Origin of the sequence: Actinoalloteichus sp. GBA129-24 (assembly GCF_001941645.1) — a bacterium.
Classification (GTDB): Bacteria; Actinomycetota; Actinomycetes; order Mycobacteriales; family Pseudonocardiaceae; genus Actinoalloteichus_A; species Actinoalloteichus_A fjordicus.
Window position 1 is genome coordinate 7,089,431 of the sequence record NZ_CP016077.1, and the last position, 16,784, is coordinate 7,106,214.

Annotated in this window: 13 protein-coding genes; 10 read left to right on the forward strand and 3 right to left on the reverse strand. The window is 69.3% G+C overall.

Annotation, left to right across the window (positions count from 1 at the left end; all coding sequences use genetic code 11):
- Window positions 1-34 precede the first annotated feature (34 nt).
- Complete coding sequence (locus UA75_RS30505; RefSeq protein ID WP_075743157.1) at window positions 35-1,021, reverse strand: cation diffusion facilitator family transporter; 987 nt, start codon at window positions 1,019-1,021, stop codon at window positions 35-37.
- A gap of 143 nt (window positions 1,022-1,164) precedes the next feature.
- On the opposite strand from UA75_RS30505, the gene UA75_RS30510 reads away from it, so the two are divergent.
- Window positions 1,165-2,595 (forward strand): sugar porter family MFS transporter, encoded by a 1,431-nt coding sequence (locus tag UA75_RS30510; RefSeq protein ID WP_075743158.1) that lies wholly within the window; start codon window positions 1,165-1,167, stop codon window positions 2,593-2,595.
- Between the two features lie 3 nt (window positions 2,596-2,598).
- Here the strand turns inward: UA75_RS30510 and UA75_RS30515 are convergent, their stop codons facing one another.
- On the reverse strand, window positions 2,599-3,738 hold the full coding sequence (locus UA75_RS30515; RefSeq protein ID WP_075743159.1) for a polysaccharide pyruvyl transferase family protein: 1,140 nt from the start codon (window positions 3,736-3,738) through the stop codon (window positions 2,599-2,601).
- A 587-nt stretch (window positions 3,739-4,325) separates the two neighbouring features.
- On the opposite strand from UA75_RS30515, the gene UA75_RS30525 reads away from it, so the two are divergent.
- From UA75_RS30525 to UA75_RS30545, 5 genes are all read left to right on the forward strand, one after another.
- On the forward strand, window positions 4,326-6,170 hold the full coding sequence (locus UA75_RS30525; protein WP_075743161.1) for an acyl-CoA dehydrogenase: 1,845 nt from the start codon (window positions 4,326-4,328) through the stop codon (window positions 6,168-6,170).
- Between the two features lie 108 nt (window positions 6,171-6,278).
- Entirely contained in the window at window positions 6,279-7,931 is a 1,653-nt protein-coding gene (locus tag UA75_RS30530; protein WP_075743162.1) for a dynamin family protein, read from the forward strand.
- Between the two features lie 260 nt (window positions 7,932-8,191).
- Window positions 8,192-8,674, forward strand: coding sequence for a nucleotide exchange factor GrpE (gene grpE / locus UA75_RS30535; protein WP_157434691.1), 483 nt, complete (start codon window positions 8,192-8,194; stop codon window positions 8,672-8,674).
- The gene (locus UA75_RS30540) at window positions 8,671-10,512 is read left to right on the forward strand and encodes a dynamin family protein (RefSeq protein WP_075743163.1); all 1,842 of its coding nucleotides are present in this window, start codon (window positions 8,671-8,673) and stop codon (window positions 10,510-10,512) included. The genes grpE and UA75_RS30540 overlap by 4 nt, the downstream gene beginning before the upstream one ends.
- A gap of 361 nt (window positions 10,513-10,873) precedes the next feature.
- Entirely contained in the window at window positions 10,874-11,746 is an 873-nt protein-coding gene (locus tag UA75_RS30545; RefSeq protein WP_075743164.1) for a siderophore-interacting protein, read from the forward strand.
- A gap of 90 nt (window positions 11,747-11,836) precedes the next feature.
- On the opposite strand, the gene UA75_RS30550 is transcribed toward UA75_RS30545, so the two are convergent.
- The gene (locus UA75_RS30550; protein ID WP_075743165.1) at window positions 11,837-12,259 is read right to left on the reverse strand and encodes a VOC family protein; all 423 of its coding nucleotides are present in this window, start codon (window positions 12,257-12,259) and stop codon (window positions 11,837-11,839) included.
- Between the two features lie 100 nt (window positions 12,260-12,359).
- Between UA75_RS30550 and UA75_RS30555 the strand changes: the two genes are divergently transcribed.
- The 4 genes from UA75_RS30555 to UA75_RS30570 all read left to right on the forward strand — a co-directional run bounded on the left by UA75_RS30555 (window position 12,360) and on the right by UA75_RS30570 (window position 16,776).
- Window positions 12,360-12,959: a TetR/AcrR family transcriptional regulator gene (locus UA75_RS30555; RefSeq protein ID WP_075743166.1), complete on the forward strand. Its 600-nt coding sequence runs from the start codon at window positions 12,360-12,362 to the stop codon at window positions 12,957-12,959.
- 235 nt (window positions 12,960-13,194) lie between these two features.
- A complete protein-coding gene (locus tag UA75_RS30560) occupies window positions 13,195-14,085 on the forward strand; it encodes a DUF6802 family protein (RefSeq protein ID WP_075743167.1) in 891 nt (296 codons plus the stop codon).
- 311 nt (window positions 14,086-14,396) lie between these two features.
- Complete coding sequence (locus UA75_RS30565; RefSeq protein ID WP_075743168.1) at window positions 14,397-16,217, forward strand: phosphoenolpyruvate carboxykinase (GTP); 1,821 nt, start codon at window positions 14,397-14,399, stop codon at window positions 16,215-16,217.
- A 367-nt stretch (window positions 16,218-16,584) separates the two neighbouring features.
- Window positions 16,585-16,776: a hypothetical protein gene (locus UA75_RS30570; protein ID WP_157434524.1), complete on the forward strand. Its 192-nt coding sequence runs from the start codon at window positions 16,585-16,587 to the stop codon at window positions 16,774-16,776.
- The last annotated feature ends 8 nt before the right edge of the window (window positions 16,777-16,784 follow it).

Below are 16,784 nucleotides of genomic sequence, written 5' to 3' on the forward strand. Positions count from 1 at the left end.
GATGGCAGGCGAGTCCTTCCAGCCACCAACCCGGTCAGGTGATGCGGCCGTACCGCGAGAAGACCCTGGCTCGTAGCTCCTCGTCCGATCGGGGCACCGGTTCCAGGAAGATCTCGTCGAGTTCGACGAACTCGGCACGCAGCTCGCCGTCGATCCGGACGCAGGCACGCTCCAGCTCGGCCACCGACAACGCGTCGTCGAAGTCCAGCCGCACGCAGAGCAGGACTCGATCGGCGCCCGTGCTCATGGTGAGCAGGTCCACCACCACGTCGATCTCCGGCACCTCGCGCAGCCGGGCCCGAATCCGGTCGATCAGCTTGCGAGAGGCCTGTTGGCCGATCAGCAGGTCGAGGTTGCTGCGGCCGAGGACGTAGGCGACGACGGCGAGCAGCACGCCGATGGCCAGGGAGGCCGAGGCGTCCCAGACGGCCGAACCGGTGAGCTGGTGCAGGCCGACGCCGAGGAACGCCAGCATCAGCCCGATCAACGCGGCGCTGTCCTCCAACAGCACCGTCTTGGCCGTCGGATCGTCGACGGACCGCAGGTAGTGGAAGAACGGCGTCCGCTCCTCCTCGGCCTCCGAACGGATCTGGCGCACGGCCCGCAGCCACGAGACGCTCTCCAGCACGAAGGCCAGCCCGAGCACCACATAGGCCACCTCGGGGCTCGTCTGCTCCCGGCCGTCCCCGGTGAGCGCGCGGATGCCCTCGGCGATCGCGAGCACGGAACCGGACGCGAAGATGCTGACCGCCGCCATCAGCGACCAGAAATAGCGTTCCTTGCCATACCCGAACGGGTGTCTGCGATCGGCGGGTCTGCGGGACCTGCGGAGGGCGGTCAGGAGCAGGATCTCGGTGATCGTGTCCGCGACCGAGTGGGCCGCCTCCGCGAAGAGCGCGGCCGATCCCGTGACCAGGCCCGCGAAGGCCTTGAGCACCGCGATCCCCGCATTCACGAGCAGAGCGATCACCACGGTCACGCCGCTGCCGCTCTCGGGTCGCGCCGGCTCCGCAGTCGTCATGCTCTCCCCCGCCTCGGCAGCCGTTCACTCACTCTCACGGTAAAACCGATCGGCTGATCTTGCCTTTCGACGCTCATCTGACATCGAGTTCAGACCGTAGTTTCGGCCAGGAGTTCGTCTGATCCATTGGAGGTGACGTCTCGATGGTCGAAACAGGTTCATATACGACATCAAACTCAGCCGGCGCATCCCTACCCCCCTCATCTGATCGGTTGCTGTATGTCGCGCTCATCGCCGGAAGTGCGGCGCTGGGCGGTTTCCTGTTCGGATTCGACACGGCGGTGATCAACAGCGCGATCACCGGAGTTCAGGATCGATTCTCGATCGGCGCGGGCGCGACCGGACTGATCGTGTCCTCGGCGCTGATCGGCTGCGCGGTCGGCGCGTGGTTCGCGGGTTCGCTGGCCGACCGGTTCGGTCGGGTCAGGACCATGCAGTTCGCGGCGCTGCTCTACGGCATCGGCGCGTTGGCGGCGGCGATGTCCTTCTCCGCCGTCGACCTGGTGTTCTGGCGGGTGACCTGCGGTCTGGGCATCGGGCTGGCCTCGGTCACCGGGCCCGCCTACATCGCGGAGATCTCGCCTGCGGCCTATCGCGGCAGGCTCGGTTCGCTGCAACAGCTCGGGATGGTCACCGGGATCGCCAGCGCTGCGCTGCTGAACTACGGGATCGTCGCCGTCGCGGGCGGAAGCGCGAATCCCCTCGGTCCGTTCGGCGCCTGGCAATGGATGCTGGGAATCGCCGTCGTCCCCGCCGCAATCTTCGGAATCCTCGTCTCGCGAATTCCGGAGTCACCACGCCATCTGGTGTCGAAGAATCGATTCACCCAGGCACGAGAGGTACTCGATCGGATAGAACCGGGCGCCGCCGAGGAACGATTGGGTGAGATTCGTCGTTCGCTCGAGCACGAGCCGAAGCCGAGGTTACGACACCTGTTCGGCGGCCGTCGAACCCTGCTGCCGATCGTGTGGGTGGGCATCGGCCTGTCCATGCTGCAGCAGTTCGTCGGCATCAACGTGATCTTCTACTACTCGGCCACGCTATGGCAGTCGGTAGGCATCGGCGAGGACGCGGCGCTGCTGAACAGTGTGGTCAGCGCCGTGGTGAACATCCTCGGCACCTTCCTGGCCATCGCTCTGATCGACCGGGTGGGTCGCAGGCCGATCCTGTTCGCAGGCTCGATCGGGATGTCGACCTCGTTGGGCATCGCCGCCTGGTGCTTCGGCTACTCCGAGGTCATCGACGGCGCCACGGTGCTTCCCGACCCGCAGGGCCAGATCGCGTTCATCGCCGCCAACGCGTTCGTGTTCTTCTTCGCGGCGTCGTGGGGCCCGCTGGTGTGGGTACTGCTCGGCGAGATGTTCCCCAACCGGATCCGCGCCGCAGCGCTGTCGGTCGCCGCTGCCGCCCAGTGGATGTCCAACTGGGTGGTGTCGATGAGCTTCCCGAGTCTCTCGGAGTTCAGCCTGACCTTCGCCTACGGGTTGTACACGACCTTCGCACTGCTGTCGTTCTTCTTCGTGCTCAAGTTCGTGCCGGAGACGAAGGGCAAGACCTTGGAGGAGATGGGATGACGATCAGCGGGCGTACACCTGCCGAGCGATCTGGTCCTTGCGCATCCGGTACTCGCGCAGCGCCTCCGGGCTGTAGCCGCCGTCGGTGGGACGGGCGGGCGTCTCCGTGACGTCCTCCACCATCGTCCAGCCGCTGCCGAGGTCGATCAACGAGCGGTGCTTGGTGGCGTAGTAGTCCGGACTGACGCTCACCGCGACGCCACTGGCACCCACCGCCGAGGCGATCAGGTGCGGGTGGAAGCGGCTGGAGATCCACGTCTGGCCCGGCGCGGCAGGCAGGCCGGTGTCCATCAACTCGGACAACGGGTAGAAGCGGGCATCGGGCAGCTCATGCTCGATCAGGGAGAACACCTCGCGGTCGACGCGCGGAATGCACTCCACCACGCCCAGCTGCGTCGAGTCGACGCCCCAGTCGCGCAGGGTGTCCAGCACGAAGCCCGCCAGACGCGGCACGCCGAGTTCCACCAGGTCGGACTGCATGCACACCATGACCTCGCGGACGTCGTCGTCCTGCCGGTAGAGCTGCGGGCCGAGGCCGAAGAACACGTCGTCACAGGTGTGGGTGACGGAGACGGTCTTGCTGAGCATGTCTGCCGACGGGGCGTCGCGGACGTCGACGACCTCGAATCGCTGGGCGAGTTCGCGCAGCAGGGGCTCGCAGTGGGCGGGCGCGGGGTAGAGGCCGATGCCGGTCATCGCCGCCCGCCCGCCGGAACGACGCACGGCGGCGACGGCGCCCGCGAGCAGTCCGACGTGGCGGGGCCAGATGCGGTTCACGTAGCCGCCGCCGATGATGTGCACGACGTCGGCGCGAGCGAGCAGCTCGACGCCCGCCACCCAGCGAGGGGCGATGCCGGGGAAGTCCACGCAACGCTGCGCGAAGTCGGCGACGCCCCACGGCTCGTCGGTCGGCGCCTCCCAGCACAACCGCCACAGCGTGTCGGTGAAGCGGACCCTCGGGTGCAGGTCGCCGAGCATCACCTGCGCCGGGCCCGGGCTCGGGCAGTCGAGCCACACCTCGGCGTCCGGGGCCGTCTGGGCGAGATGCCGCAGCCAGGTGGCCGCGATGATCTCGTCCCCGTAGTTCGGGAAGCCGGTGGTGCCGACCAGGTAGTAGAGCGGACGCCCGCTGTCGGTGCTCATCGGAATGGATTGTCGCAGTTGATCAACGGCCCGGATAGCGTCGTTCGGGTAACGACTCCGTAGCGAGGCCGTGTCGGTCGCGGCCTCGTTGGCAGGCCTGCGGCGTCCTGACGCAGGCGAGAGCCCGACGAGCGGCCAGGTGGACGACGCCGTGAACGCCGCGATCAGCGGCCCCGCCGGAGAACCGTCCGGCGTGTTCTCGCCAGCGGGCGTCACCGGGCAGGCCGCACGCGGTGCGCCTGTCCGGCCTGCGACGACCGCCGAGGGTGGCGCCTGCCGCGATGCTCGTCGATGACGTCGACCCGCCGCCGACCGAACAGGGCCGGGACCGAGCAGGCGGCGCTGTGTGCCGCAGCGGCCTCGGCCGGTGTGAACACCCGCTTCGTCGAGGTCCGTCACCAAGAGAGCGTCGTGCCGTGACCGGCCGGACAGGCCTGCGAGCCGATGCCCGCAAGCTCCCTCGGGATCGACTCGGCGGTCTCGTCGCCGTTCATCTCTTGCCGATGGTTACCAGCGGGTAATATAGTGTTGTTACCGACTGGTAGGGGATACGTCCGCTGCACACGGCACGACGCGGGGAGCACACGATGGGCCACTACAAGAGCAACCTCCGGGACCTGGAGTTCAACCTCTTCGAGGTCCTGGGCGTGCAGGAGAACCTCGGCACCGGACCCTTCGACCAGGCCGACGAGGAGACCGCCAGAGGCGTCCTCGCCGAGCTGGAGAAGCTCGCGTCCGGCCCGCTGGCGGAGTCCTTCGCCGAGGCCGACCGCGCGGGCACGACCTTCGACCCGGCGACGCACTCGGTCACCCTTCCCGAGCCCTTCAAGCGCGCGTATCAGGCGCTGTGGGACGGCGAGTGGTACCGCCTGAGCCTGCCGGTCGAACTCGGCGGCTACGGCATTCCCCCGACCGTGCAGTGGGCGGCCTCTGAGCTGATCCTCGGCTCCAACCCCGCCACCTACATGTACCTGGCTGGCCCGAACTTCGCGACGGTCATCTGGCGCGAGGGCACCGAGGAGCAGCGGAACTGGGCTCAGGTGATGATCGACAAGGGCTGGGGCGCCACCATGGTCCTCACCGAGCCCGACGCGGGCTCGGACGTGGGCGCGGGCCGCACCAAGGCCGTCCAGCAGGACGACGGCTCCTGGCACCTGGAGGGCGTCAAGCGCTTCATCACCTCCGGCGACCACGACCTGTCCGACAACATCATGCATCTGGTGCTGGCGCGGCCAGAGGGCCCCGGCATCGAGACGCGACCCGGCACCAAGGGCCTCAGCCTGTTCCTGGTGCCGAAGTTCCACTTCGACGGCGAGACCGGCGAACTCGGCGAGCGCAACGGCGCCTTCGTCACCGGCGTCGAGCACAAGATGGGGCTCAACGCCTCCGCCACCTGCGAGTTGACCTTCGGTCAGAACGGCACCCCGGCCAAGGGCTGGCTGCTCGGCGAGGTGCACAACGGCATCGCCCAGATGTTCCAGGTCATCGAGTACGCCCGGATGATGGTCGGCACCAAGGCGATCGGCACGCTCTCCACCGGCTACCTCAACGCGTTGGACTACGCCAAGGAGCGCGTGCAGGGCGCCGACCTGCCGCAGATGACCGACAAGAACGCACCGCGCGTGCCGATCACCCGGCACGCCGACGTCCGCAGGCTGCTCATGCTGCAGAAGGCCTACGCGGAGGGGATGCGCGGCCTCTACCTCTACACGGCGAGCTTCCAGGACCGAATCCTGGCCGGTAAGGCGGCGGGCGAGGACGTCTCGCTTCCCGAGCGGATCAACGACCTTCTGCTGCCGATCGTCAAGGGCGTCGGCTCCGAGCGGGCCTACGAGATGCTGACGCTCTCGCTGCAGACGCTCGGCGGCTCCGGCTATCTCCAGGACTACCCGATCGAGCAGTACATCCGGGACGCCAAGATCGACAGCCTCTACGAGGGCACCACGGCGATCCAGTCGATGGACTTCTTCTTCCGCAAGATCATCCGCGACAATGGCCAGGGCCTGCTGCACATTGCCACCGAGATCCAGTCCTTCCTCGCGACGGAGTCGGGCAACGGCAGGCTGAAAGAGGAGCGCGAGCTGCTCAAGCAGGCGCTGGAGGACTTCCAGGGCATGCTCGGGGCGATGGTCGGCTTCCTCACCTCCGCCCAGGAGGACCAGGCCAACATCCACAAGGTCGGGCAGAACACGGTCCGACTGCTGATGAGCGCGGGCGACCTGCTCATCGGCTGGACGCTGCTGCGGCAGTCGGAGATCGCCATGGCGGCGCTCGACGGCAGCCCCGGCGAGAAGGACCGGCTGTTCTACGAGGGCAAGGTCGGCGCAGCGCGATTCTTCGCCACGACGGTGCTGCCGGAGCTGGCCGCGCGCAGGCGCAGCCTGGAGGCGACGGACAACGCGCTGATGGATCTGCCCGAAGGGGCCTTCTGAGCCGGCCGATGGGCTTCGGCGAACCCTGCGGGTCGAGACGGCACTCTCGGTCATGACACCATCTGGTCACAGTGGGTCGACGGTGCAGGACGGCGCAAGGGGTCAGGGGTGGCGGCAGCAGGTGGACGACAGCCCGTGGCCGGGCCGCTGTCCGCCGCCGTCGCCAGTCTGTGTCATCGGCTCCAGCCCCAGGTGAGTCCGCGCACCGCCGCGGGTTTCCGCGAGGTGCTGCGCAGGCTGGACGCCCCGTTGCAGCTTGCGGTGGCGGGCCGGATCAAATCGGGCAAGTCGACGCTGGTCAACGCTTTGATCGGCCGCCGGGTCGCACCCACCGACGTCGGTGAGTGCACCCGGCTGGTCACCCGGTTCCAGTACGGGACCGTGGACCGGATCGAGGTGGTGTTCGCCGACGGCGGCAAACAGGTGCTGCCCTTCGACACCGACGGGATGATCCCGGCGTCGCTGGGCGTGGACATCGACAAGGTCTCCCACATCGAGGCCTTCCTCACCAACGCCGTGCTGCGTGACCTCACGGTCATCGACACCCCCGGCCTCGGATCGCTGGACGCCGCCTCGGTGAAGCGGACCGAGGAGTTGCTCGGCGCGGGCACGGCTCGACCGGACGGGGACGCGGGCTCAGCGGACGCCGAGCAGGCAGGCGCAGGCCGAGCGGACTCCTGGACGACACCCCGGGACGCCGCTGCCTCGAGCGGATCGGACCCGGCCGCCGACGAGCTTGATCCGGTGTCCCGGAATGCTGTGGCGGGCGCGGAGGCGGTGCTCTACGTGCTCACGCAGTCGGTCCGCGCCGATGACGAGCAGGCCCTCGCGGCCTTCACGGCGGCGACGGCGAGCCGGGAGGCCGGACCGGTGAACGCCATCGCCGTGCTGAACAAGGCCGACACCATCGAGCCGGATTCCGTGGCGGGCTCGGGCGGCGATCTCTGGCGGGCCGCCACGCTGCTCTCCGAACGGCAGGCAGGCAGCCTCAAGCCGAGGGTCGCCGACGTGCTCCCCGTCATCGGGCTGCTCGCGGAGACCTCGGAAGCGGGCGGCTTCACCTCCAGCGACGCCGACGCGCTGCGCAGGCTCGCCGATCTCGACGAGGCGACCCTGGAGACGATGCTGATCTCCGCCGACCTCTTCACCACCTGGGACTGCGAGGTGCCCGCCGCCGACCGGACCCGGCTGCTGGAACGGCTCGACCTCTACGGCATCCGCTGCGGCGTGCGTGCCGTCAGCCGCAAGCCCGACATCACCGCCGGAGCGCTGCGCCGGGAACTACTGGACTCCTCCGGACTGGCCGCCGTGCGCGGCAGGCTGGAAAGTGTGTTCCGGGCCCGCGCCGACGGCATCAAGGCCGCAGCGGCGATGGCGTCGGTGAGCGCGTTGGCCCATGCCTCCGGAGATCCGGGCGAGCGGCAACGGGTGCACGACGCCATCGAGGTGCTGCTCGCGAAGCCCGAGGCACACCAGCTCCGACTGTTGGAGGCGCTGACCCTGGTGGCGGCGGGTGCCGTGTCCATGCCGGAGGACCTCGCGGAGGAGGTGCTGCGGGTGGGCAGCACCAGCTCGGTCGGGGAGCAGCTCGGCATGGTGGGCAGGCCGCCGATGGAATGGGCCGCCTACGCGTTGGAGCGTGCGGGCTGGTGGCGGTCCTTCGCCTCGTTCGGCGCCACGCCTGCGCAGAGCCGGGTCGCCCATGTCGTCCATCGGGCCTACTTCCTGATCTGGCAGCAGCTTCGCGAGGGCACTCGCTGATCGGCTGCGGCGGGCCTGCCCGCCTCGGCCCGGCGAAACCCGGCACCTCGGCATAGTGGGCGGCCGCCTCGTGATACTCCTCGGACCTACCCTGGGACGGTCGCAGGTCGCCGTCAGCAGGGAGTCGGACCGCCGTGAGTGCCGCCAGACCGCTCTCGGTCGAGCACGCCGACACGTCGGTGCCGATCGGGCAGCGGCCGCCGGGGCAGGGGCAGGCGGGGGATTCGAGCGCGTCGGACGGCCGATCATCGGCCGGTGTTCTGCCTGCTGTCGGTCCCGGCGGCACGGCGTCGCCGACCGCCGCGAACCTCGGACCCGCCGCGAAATCACCGGGAACCGGCTCCGGCTCGCATCCGTCGAAGCCCGACGTGGGCTCTCATGCTGATCCTCCGGCCGCACCGGAGTCGTCCGCAGTGTCCGGCACCGATGCCGAACTGCTCGAACAGGCGCTCCGCGAGCGGCGAGAACTGATCCGGCTCTGTCTCTACGCGCTGGATCGTGCGCGCAGCGCAGGCGTCGCGGAGCGGCTGGAGGAGGGATTGGCCTCGGTCGGTGTCCGAGCGCTGCGCCCGGACGGCGAGCAGTTCGACCCCGCCCACCACGAGGCGGGCGGCGTCGTCGCCTCGGATGCACCCGCGCTGGCAGGCACGGTGGCCGAGACGGAGATCGTCGGCTTCGCCGATCGCGGAACGCCGCTACGCCCGCCCGTGGTGATCGTCTACACCCCGCGTGCCGAGCGATGACCGCGGAGAACGCCAAGAAGCTGCCGCTGCCGAAGCTGGTCCGGCAGACCAGGGAACGGCTCGTCGAGCTGCTCAAGGACATCGACTCCGAGTCGGCCGACTGGGTGGAGAAGGTCCGGGCCGGGAAGGTCGCCACGCCGTCGGTGGTCGTCGTCGGGGAGACCAATCGGGGCAAGAGTTCGCTGGTCAACGCATTGCTGAGCAGGCAGGACCTCTCTCCCGTCGACGCCGACGTCGCGACCGCCGCCTATCTGGCCTTCGGCCATGCCGAGCAGTGGTCCGCGCGGGCCTGCTACGGAGTCGGGGTCGAGCCCGTCGACATTTCGATGGAGTCGATCCCGTCCTGGGTCTCGGCGAATCACGAGCTGCCCGCAGGCGCCCTGCCGCCCCGCTACGTCGAGGTCGACGGCCCGATTCCGTTGTTGTCCAACCTCCGGGTGGTCGACACCCCCGGGGTCGGCGGGCTCAGCGAGGTGCACGGTGAACTGGCCGCGGAGGCCGCCGCCAACGCCACCGCCCTACTCTTCGTGGTGGACGCCTCGGCGCCGTTCACCCAAAGCGAGCTGGCCTTTCTCACCACCGTGTCCGATCGGGTCGAGACGGTCCTGTTCGCGCTGACCAAGACCGATCAGTATCGGGGCTGGCGGGAGATCCTGGAGGCGAACCGGGCACTGCTCTCCGAACATGCGCCGAGGTTCGCCGACACCGAGTTCCACCCGGTGTCGGCTCGGATGTTCCAACTCGCCGCGCAGGCGTCGAACGAGGGCGCGAGCGGGATGCTGCGCGAGCGCTCCGGCGTCGGACAGCTCGCCGAGTCGCTGTCGCAGCTGGTCGGCGGGCGGGCGAACATGCTCGGCGAGGCCAACACCATGCGGGCGCTGTCGAGCTCGCTCGACGCGCTGGTGGTCCGGCTGGAGGCCGAGCAGCGGGCGCTGACCGTCGGGGAGGACGAGGCCGAGGTGCTGCGCGCCCGGCGCGACGAGCTCGCAGGCGAGCGACGGGCGAACAACCGAGGCTGGCAGCTGCGGCTGCGCGGCGAGATCAACCGGGCGAGGGTCGAATGCGCCCACGAGGTCGGCAGGCAGGTGCGCGACCTCCAGTCCTGGTTCCGCAAGGCCATCGACATCGCGGGCAAGGAGAAGCTGGTCGAACTGCCGCACCATGTGGACGCCGCATTGCAGATGCTGTCCTCCCGGATCAGCGGCATGCTCAGCGATCGGCTGGCCAAGGTGGCGGACACCTCCCTGTCCGAGCTGTTCTCCGCCGAGGAGCTCGCGGTGCTGCGGAACCAGGTCGCCAGGGCGACTCGGCCGCCGGTCGTCGTCCGGCTCCCGGAGAAACGGCCTGCGACCGCCGAGGACAAACTGCTCGTGTTCATGGGGCTCTCCGGCGGGCTGGGTGCAGGCAAGCTGGCCACCCTGCCGTTGGCGCCGTTGGCCATCGCCGCGCCGCTGCTCGCGGTGCCCGCGATCGTGCTGGGTCTCGGCGCGGGCTGGTGGATCGGCAAGACCAGGAAGCACACCGCGGACAAGCAGCATGTGAAGCAGTGGCTGACCGAGGCGATCGCCGAGTCGCGCTCGACGCTGGATCAGCTCATCTCCGAACAGCTCATCGAGGCGGAACTCCAGCTCTCGCTCGCGCTGGACGACGCGCTGGCGCGGCGGATCTCGGCGATCGAGGAGGAGCTGCGCGACGTGGAGAAGGCGCTGCGGATGGACGTCGCCGAGCGCAAGCGCGAGTTGCAGGCCACCCATCGCAGGCTCGCCGAGGTGACGGCGGGCCGTGATCGCGTGGAGGAGCTGCTGCGCCGCATCCGCGACGTCCGAGCGCGGGCCTGACTCCTCGCCCGGATATCCGACCGCGTTCCTGTCGGCTCCTCGGTGCCGCGAGAGCGGTCGCACTGCCCGCCCGCGCCGCGCTCAAGGCGGCGCGGCTGCGCCGTAACCGATCTTCTGGTCGGCCCGGACGCCGCCACGCCATGCGACCGTGAATCTACTTACATCGTAAAGTATTCTCGCGACGCGGCTGCGCACCGTGGGAGCAGGCCGAGAGCCGGCTTCCGGCAGGCCCTCGACTCCGCCCGTCGAGCGTCTCGATATCGACAGACCCGACGTCGGCGGACGTTCGGACCGCCGCGCGATGGGTCGGGCTGTCGCCGTCGGGCCCGATGGCTCGCGACCGCCGAGCGAGAGGACTTCCATGACAGAACTCCCGGTCCGATTCATCCAGGTCGTCGGCTGCCACCAGCCGACCCCGAGGACGATCCGCATCACCTTCGGCGGGTCGGAGCTCGCGGACTTCGTCTTCGCTCCCGATCAGCAGGTGAAACTGTGCTTCCCCCGGGCGGGCGACTCCGCGCCACGCCTGCCCGCCCCCACTCCGGACGGCGATCCGCTGCCCTGGTACCAGGCCTACCTCGCGCTGCCGGAGCAGGAACGGCCCTGGATGCGCAGCTACACCGTCCGCGCACATCGCGCCGAGCAGGGCGTGATCGACGTCGACTTCGCCCTCCGTCCCGACGCGGGCCCGGCGACCCGGTGGGCACGGACCGCCCGCATCGGCGCGGTGATCGGCATGGTCGGCCCGTCGCCGCTCTTCGCCAGAGCCCGCCCGATCAGCGCGTCGATCGACGTCGACGGCCTACTCCTGCTCGTGGGCGACGAGTCGGCGCTGCCCGGCATCGGCACGATGATCGAGTCGCTGCCCGCGCAGACTCGCGCGCTGGCCTTGATCGAGGTCGCCGACCCCGCCGACGAGCAGCGGCTCGCGACTCGCGGCGAGGTGACCGTGCGGTGGCTGCACCGAGCGGAGACGCGGCCGGGGACCGGCGACCTCCTGCTTCCGGCGCTACGGGCGGCCGAGTTCGCACCCGAGCGGACGGTCGCCTGGCTGGCCGCCGAGGCCGCCACCGTGCGGAGGCTGCGCCGCCATCTGGTCGCCGACCGAGGCCTGTCAGGCCGATGTGTCGAGTTCGCGGGGTATTGGCGACTCGGCCGGACGCAGGATGACGCGCCCACGGCCGGGGATCTCGCCGACGCCCGGCAGCGAGCGGCCGACATGGCGACCGCCTGACCAGGGCGGTCGGGGTCCGATCACGCGATCGGCCGCCATCCGCCGAGTGTTGCCGCACCTCCTCCCTGTCTGGCTTCCGCCCGGCCCGCCTCAGCTCGACGGCTCGCGGTACTGCGCGAGGAAGGACTCCGACGGCGGAATGGGGGTGATGACGTCGATCAGGACGCCGTCGGGACCCTCGATGATGAAGTGGCGCTGGCCGAACTCCTCGCTGCGCAACGGCAGGACCGGCACCAGACCACCCCTGGTCACCAGTCGATCATGTTCGGCATCGACGTCGGTGACCTCGAAGTTGAGCAGCACGCCGCGCACGGGTTCGCGATGGCCCGCCGGAACGCTGCCATGGCGGGGATCGAGCATCGCCAACTCCTGGTGCGGCGATTCGATCCGGCGCAGGCTCACGTACCAGTCCGACTCGAAGGTGGTCTCGAAGCCGAGCCATCGGGTGTAGAAGGCGTGCGACGTCGGAATGTCGTGCGTGCAGACGACGGGATAGAAGCTGGTCAGGGCCACGAGACACGTCCTCTCAGATACATACCTTCGGTAGGTATGCCAGCGAAAACTAGTCACGTACCCTCGGTATGTCAAGGTGTTCCAAGGAAGGGCGGCGGCGATGAGCCCCGGAGGCAGCAAGGCCCGACAGCGGGCGGAGACCCGGAGAACACTGATCTCGATCAGCCGGGACCTGTTCGCCGAGCGGGGTTATCACGCCGTCGGGCTCGCCGAGATCGCCACGACCGCCTGCCTCACCAAGGGCGCGCTCTACCACCACTTCGGCAGCAAGACAGGTCTCTTCCACGCGGTGGTCGACGACGTCGCGCACGAGGTCGCCGCCGAGGTGGCCGCCGCCGCCGATGCCGCAGACACCCCGTGGGAGCAGCTTCTCGCAGGCTGTCAAGCCTTTCTGACCGCAGGCGCCGCGCCCGCCAGAGGACGCATCCTGCTCGTCGACGGGCCCGCCGTCCTCGGCTGGCACGACTGGCGGGCGCTGGACGAGGCGGCCTCCGGGGCCCATCTCGCCGAGGCCCTGACCGGCCTCGTCGAGCAGGGAGTCATCGAGGCGCAGCCCGTCGAACCGCTCACTCGGCTGCTCTCGGGCGCGATGAACGAGGCGGCGCTGTGGCTCGCGCGCTCGGACGACCCCGAGCGCGACCTCGTGGCGGTCGGCCGATCCCTGGACCGGCTGCTGAGCGCCCTGCGCGTCGGCGGCTGAGCCCGTCGGCTCGTCCAGGCGGCCGCCGCCTCCACGAACAACCCGGCGCTGGAACCGAGGTCGCACCCGTGTCTACCCTCGCACGCCGACGGCATCCGCAGCCGCCGTACCTGCGGCGACGAAAACGATCTGCCGACGGCGCGGAACCGACCGGCCTCCCGTCGAGTCCAACCCGAGAACGTCGACACAGTTCGCAGAGCCGAGCGGTTCGCGGAACCAGGATGAGGGGGACGTTGTGTACATCGAGGACGCGGACGGCTCGGCCGACACGACCGCGACGGCCGATACCGATCTGAAGGTCACCGTGGACGGCGAGGAGTACACCGCCGAGGCCAACTACGACATGAACGGCGACGGCATCAACGACTCGGTCGTCATCGAGTCGGACGAGGGGTATGCCGTCTTCTCCGATGTCGACGGCGACGGGGACGCCGATCTGCTCGTCAAGCTCGACGAGAACGGCGATGTCACGTCGGCCGCCGGTTACGACGAGGCGGCCGGTGACTGGGTGGGCACCGACGTCGAGGACGCGATCGGCGGATCGGGGACGGGCGTCCCCACCGACGGCCAGGACGACTACAGCAGGACCGGCGACGACGTCGACGTGACCGCAGACGGTGCGCCGATGATCGTCGAGACGCCGAGCGGGGGCGTCGAAGCAGGTCCGCCCACCGAGGACCTCGACGGCGACGGAGTGCTGGACACCGCAGTGGTCACCGGTGACGACGGCACGATCCTGGTGGTCAGCGACGTGGACGGCGACGGAGAGGCCGACATGATCGGCGAGTTCGGCGCGGACGGCCGGGTGGTCGTCTCCGAGCACGTCGGCGACGGCGAGTGGATCATCACCGAGTCGGGCAGGCTCGACGCCGAGGGCAACTTCGTCCCGGACGAAGGCTTCGACACCGACGGCGGGTCCGGCATCGACCTCGGCGGCGAGCCCGACGGGAGGGGCGGCTCGTTCTCCTCGGCGGCATCCGACGACGCCGCCTGGGCAGACGACGCCTGGGCCGACGACGATGACGACGACACCGGCGCCGCGGATCGGCGCTCCTACGACGTCTCCGCAATCTTCAGCCAACCCGCAGCGGACGCGGGCGCGGACGCCCAGGCGCAGTGGGGCTGACCCGCCACTGAACCGAAAGACCCCGTATCCCGTTTGCCGGGATACGGGGTCTTTCATATTTCTGCATTGTTTCCGACACGCGTGACCCACTGGAGTGCTGAATCGATAACCTGATCGGTCGTGTGAGCGATGTGACAACGTTCTCGTAGAGCAGTGTTGGTCAAGAGCGCTAGCCTCGACGACATCCCTTTTTCCCCACGCCCGTCGATCGCACCGGGCGGACCGAGCCATTCCCGGTGAATGGCGACGACCACCCGCGGCACCGCCGAGGCGACTCCCCTAGGGCCGCCGCCCAGTCAGGAGACGAGACGATGACCGCATTGGCGATCCCCGGCCTCGATCACGCACCGACCACCCACGAGAGGCTGCTCTCGTGGGTGCACGAAGTCGCCGAGCTGACCAGCCCAGACGAGGTGGTCTGGTGTGACGGCACGCAGGAGGAGTGGGATCGCCTGACCGGGCGACTCGTCGACGCCGGAACCTTCGTGCCGCTGCCGAAGCGGCCGAACTCGTTCTGGTGCGCCTCGGACCCGGACGACGTCGCCCGCGTCGAGGAGCGGACCTTCATCTGCTCGCGAGACCCGGCCGACGCGGGCGCGACGAACAACTGGCTGGACCCCGCTGAGATGAAGTCGGTGATGACCGATTTGTACCGCGGCTCGATGCGTGGTCGGACGATGTACGTCATCCCGTTCTGCATGGGTCCGCTGGCCGCCGATAAACCCATGTTCGGCGTGGAGATCACCGACTCGGAATACGTGGTCGTCTCCATGCACATCATGACCAGGGTGGGTCGACGAGTAATCGAGCGAATGGGTTCGGACGCCGATTTCGTGCCCTGTCTGCATTCCGTGGGAGCGCCGCTGGCCGAGGGCGCCGACGACGTGCCGTGGCCGTGCAACGAGACCAAGTACATCACCCACTTCCCCGAGGAGAAGACGATCTGGAGCTTCGGCTCCGGCTACGGCGGCAACGCGCTACTCGGCAAGAAGTGCTACTCGCTGCGGATCGCATCCGCGCTGGCCAGGGAGGAGGGCTGGCTGGCCGAGCACATGCTGATCCTCAAACTCACCTCGCCTGCCGACCGGGTCCACTATGTGGCAGCCGCCTTCCCCTCGGCCTGCGGCAAGACGAACCTCGCCATGCTGGAGCCGACGATTCCCGGTTGGCGGGTGGAGACGCTCGGCGACGACATCGCATGGATGCGGTTCGGCAAGGACGGCAGGCTGTACGCCGTCAATCCGGAGAACGGCTTCTTCGGCGTGGCGCCGGGAACCAACTGGAAGACCAACCCGAACGCGATGCGCACCCTGGAACAGGGCAACTCCATCTTCACCAACGTGGCCCGCACCGCAGACGGCGACGTCTGGTGGGAGGGAATGGAGGGTTCTCCGGAGAACTTGACCTCCTGGAAGAAGCAGGCCTGGACGCCCGCCGACGGCGCGGCAGGCGAGCCCGCCGCGCATCCGAACTCGCGGTACTGCACGCCGATGAACCAGTGTCCGGTGCTGGCGCCCGAGTGGGACGACCCGCAGGGCGTGCCGATCTCGGCGATCCTCTTCGGCGGCAGGCGGGCCACCACCGTCCCGCTGGTCGCCCAGGCACGGGACTGGCAGCACGGCGTGTTCCTCGGCGCCACGCTGTCCAGCGAGAAGACCGCTGCGGCGACCGGCGCCGTCGGACAGGTGCGCCGTGATCCGATGGCGATGCTGCCCTTCATCGGATACAACGCGGGCGACTACTTCCAGCACTGGGTCGACCTCGGCAAGCAGGCCGACGCCGCCGCGCTGCCGTCGATCTTCTACGTGAACTGGTTCCGCCGTGGCGAGGACGGCCGGTTCCTGTGGCCGGGATTCGGCGAGAACTCCCGGGTGCTCAAGTGGATCGTGGAGCGACTCGACGGCGACGCGGCGGCGGCCGAGACCGCCGTGGGGCTGGTCCCCGCCGCCGATGCCCTGGATCTGAGCGGCCTGGACGTGGATCAGGCGGACGTCGAGGCCGCACTGGCGATCGACGCCGACGAGTGGCGGGCCGAGCTGCCGCTCATCGAGGAGTGGTTCGACACCATCGGCCCGGCACTGCCGAGCACGATGCGCGACGAGCTGGCGGCGCTGCGGCAGCGGCTGGGCTGACCGACGTGCCTGCCCGACGGCGGCCGATCGACAGGACGGCCGCCTGCCCCCTGGGGTGATGCGAGGGCATCACCCGGTCTGCCGCGTGAGCGCTCGCAGGCAGGGCACTGCGGGGGACCACCGACCGGCCTTCGACGAAGCAGGTCGGTCGTGGTCCTCCGTGGCGTGCAGTTCGACGCTCACGGCCACCGGAGCATTCGACGGCGGCGGTGTCGGCGATGCCTGGCGCGGCGGAGAGTCACTGGTGTGCCGGGACGCCCGATGATGAAGCCGTTGTCCCCCCGCACGCCTGCCGTCTTTCCCGGAACCGACCCGCACACCCCCGCGTCCTAGTAACGTAGATCACAGTTCCGGGGGAACGGGGGTGATGATGATGTATGCGGGAGTGGCGATGACGGCGCTCGCGATGGGGACGGTGCTGGTCGCGGTCCTCACCGGGAGACTCAATAGCACGCAGGAGAATGCGGAACAGGTCCGCGTGGAAGAACAGAACGCGCTACAGGCGCCTGCGGGTGACGGCTCATTCGATACCGAGAACCACACTCGGGTGACGCAGTGACGAACGGA

Excerpts from the sequence above, each read along its gene's own strand:
- UA75_RS30525 (WP_075743161.1), top strand. The coding sequence starts at position 4,326 with ATGGGCCACTACAAGAGCAACCTCCGGGACCTGGAGTTCAACCTCTTC.
- UA75_RS30555 (WP_075743166.1), top strand. The coding sequence starts at position 12,360 with ATGAGCCCCGGAGGCAGCAAGGCCCGACAGCGGGCGGAGACCCGGAGA.
- UA75_RS30515 (WP_075743159.1), bottom strand. The coding sequence starts at position 3,738 with ATGAGCACCGACAGCGGGCGTCCGCTCTACTACCTGGTCGGCACCACC.
- UA75_RS30545 (WP_075743164.1), top strand. The coding sequence starts at position 10,874 with ATGACAGAACTCCCGGTCCGATTCATCCAGGTCGTCGGCTGCCACCAG.
- UA75_RS30570 (WP_157434524.1), top strand. The coding sequence starts at position 16,585 with ATGATGATGTATGCGGGAGTGGCGATGACGGCGCTCGCGATGGGGACG.
- UA75_RS30565 (WP_075743168.1), top strand. The coding sequence starts at position 14,397 with ATGACCGCATTGGCGATCCCCGGCCTCGATCACGCACCGACCACCCAC.
- UA75_RS30540 (WP_075743163.1), top strand. The coding sequence starts at position 8,671 with ATGACCGCGGAGAACGCCAAGAAGCTGCCGCTGCCGAAGCTGGTCCGG.
- UA75_RS30505 (WP_075743157.1), bottom strand. The coding sequence starts at position 1,021 with ATGACGACTGCGGAGCCGGCGCGACCCGAGAGCGGCAGCGGCGTGACC.
- UA75_RS30510 (WP_075743158.1), top strand. The coding sequence starts at position 1,165 with ATGGTCGAAACAGGTTCATATACGACATCAAACTCAGCCGGCGCATCC.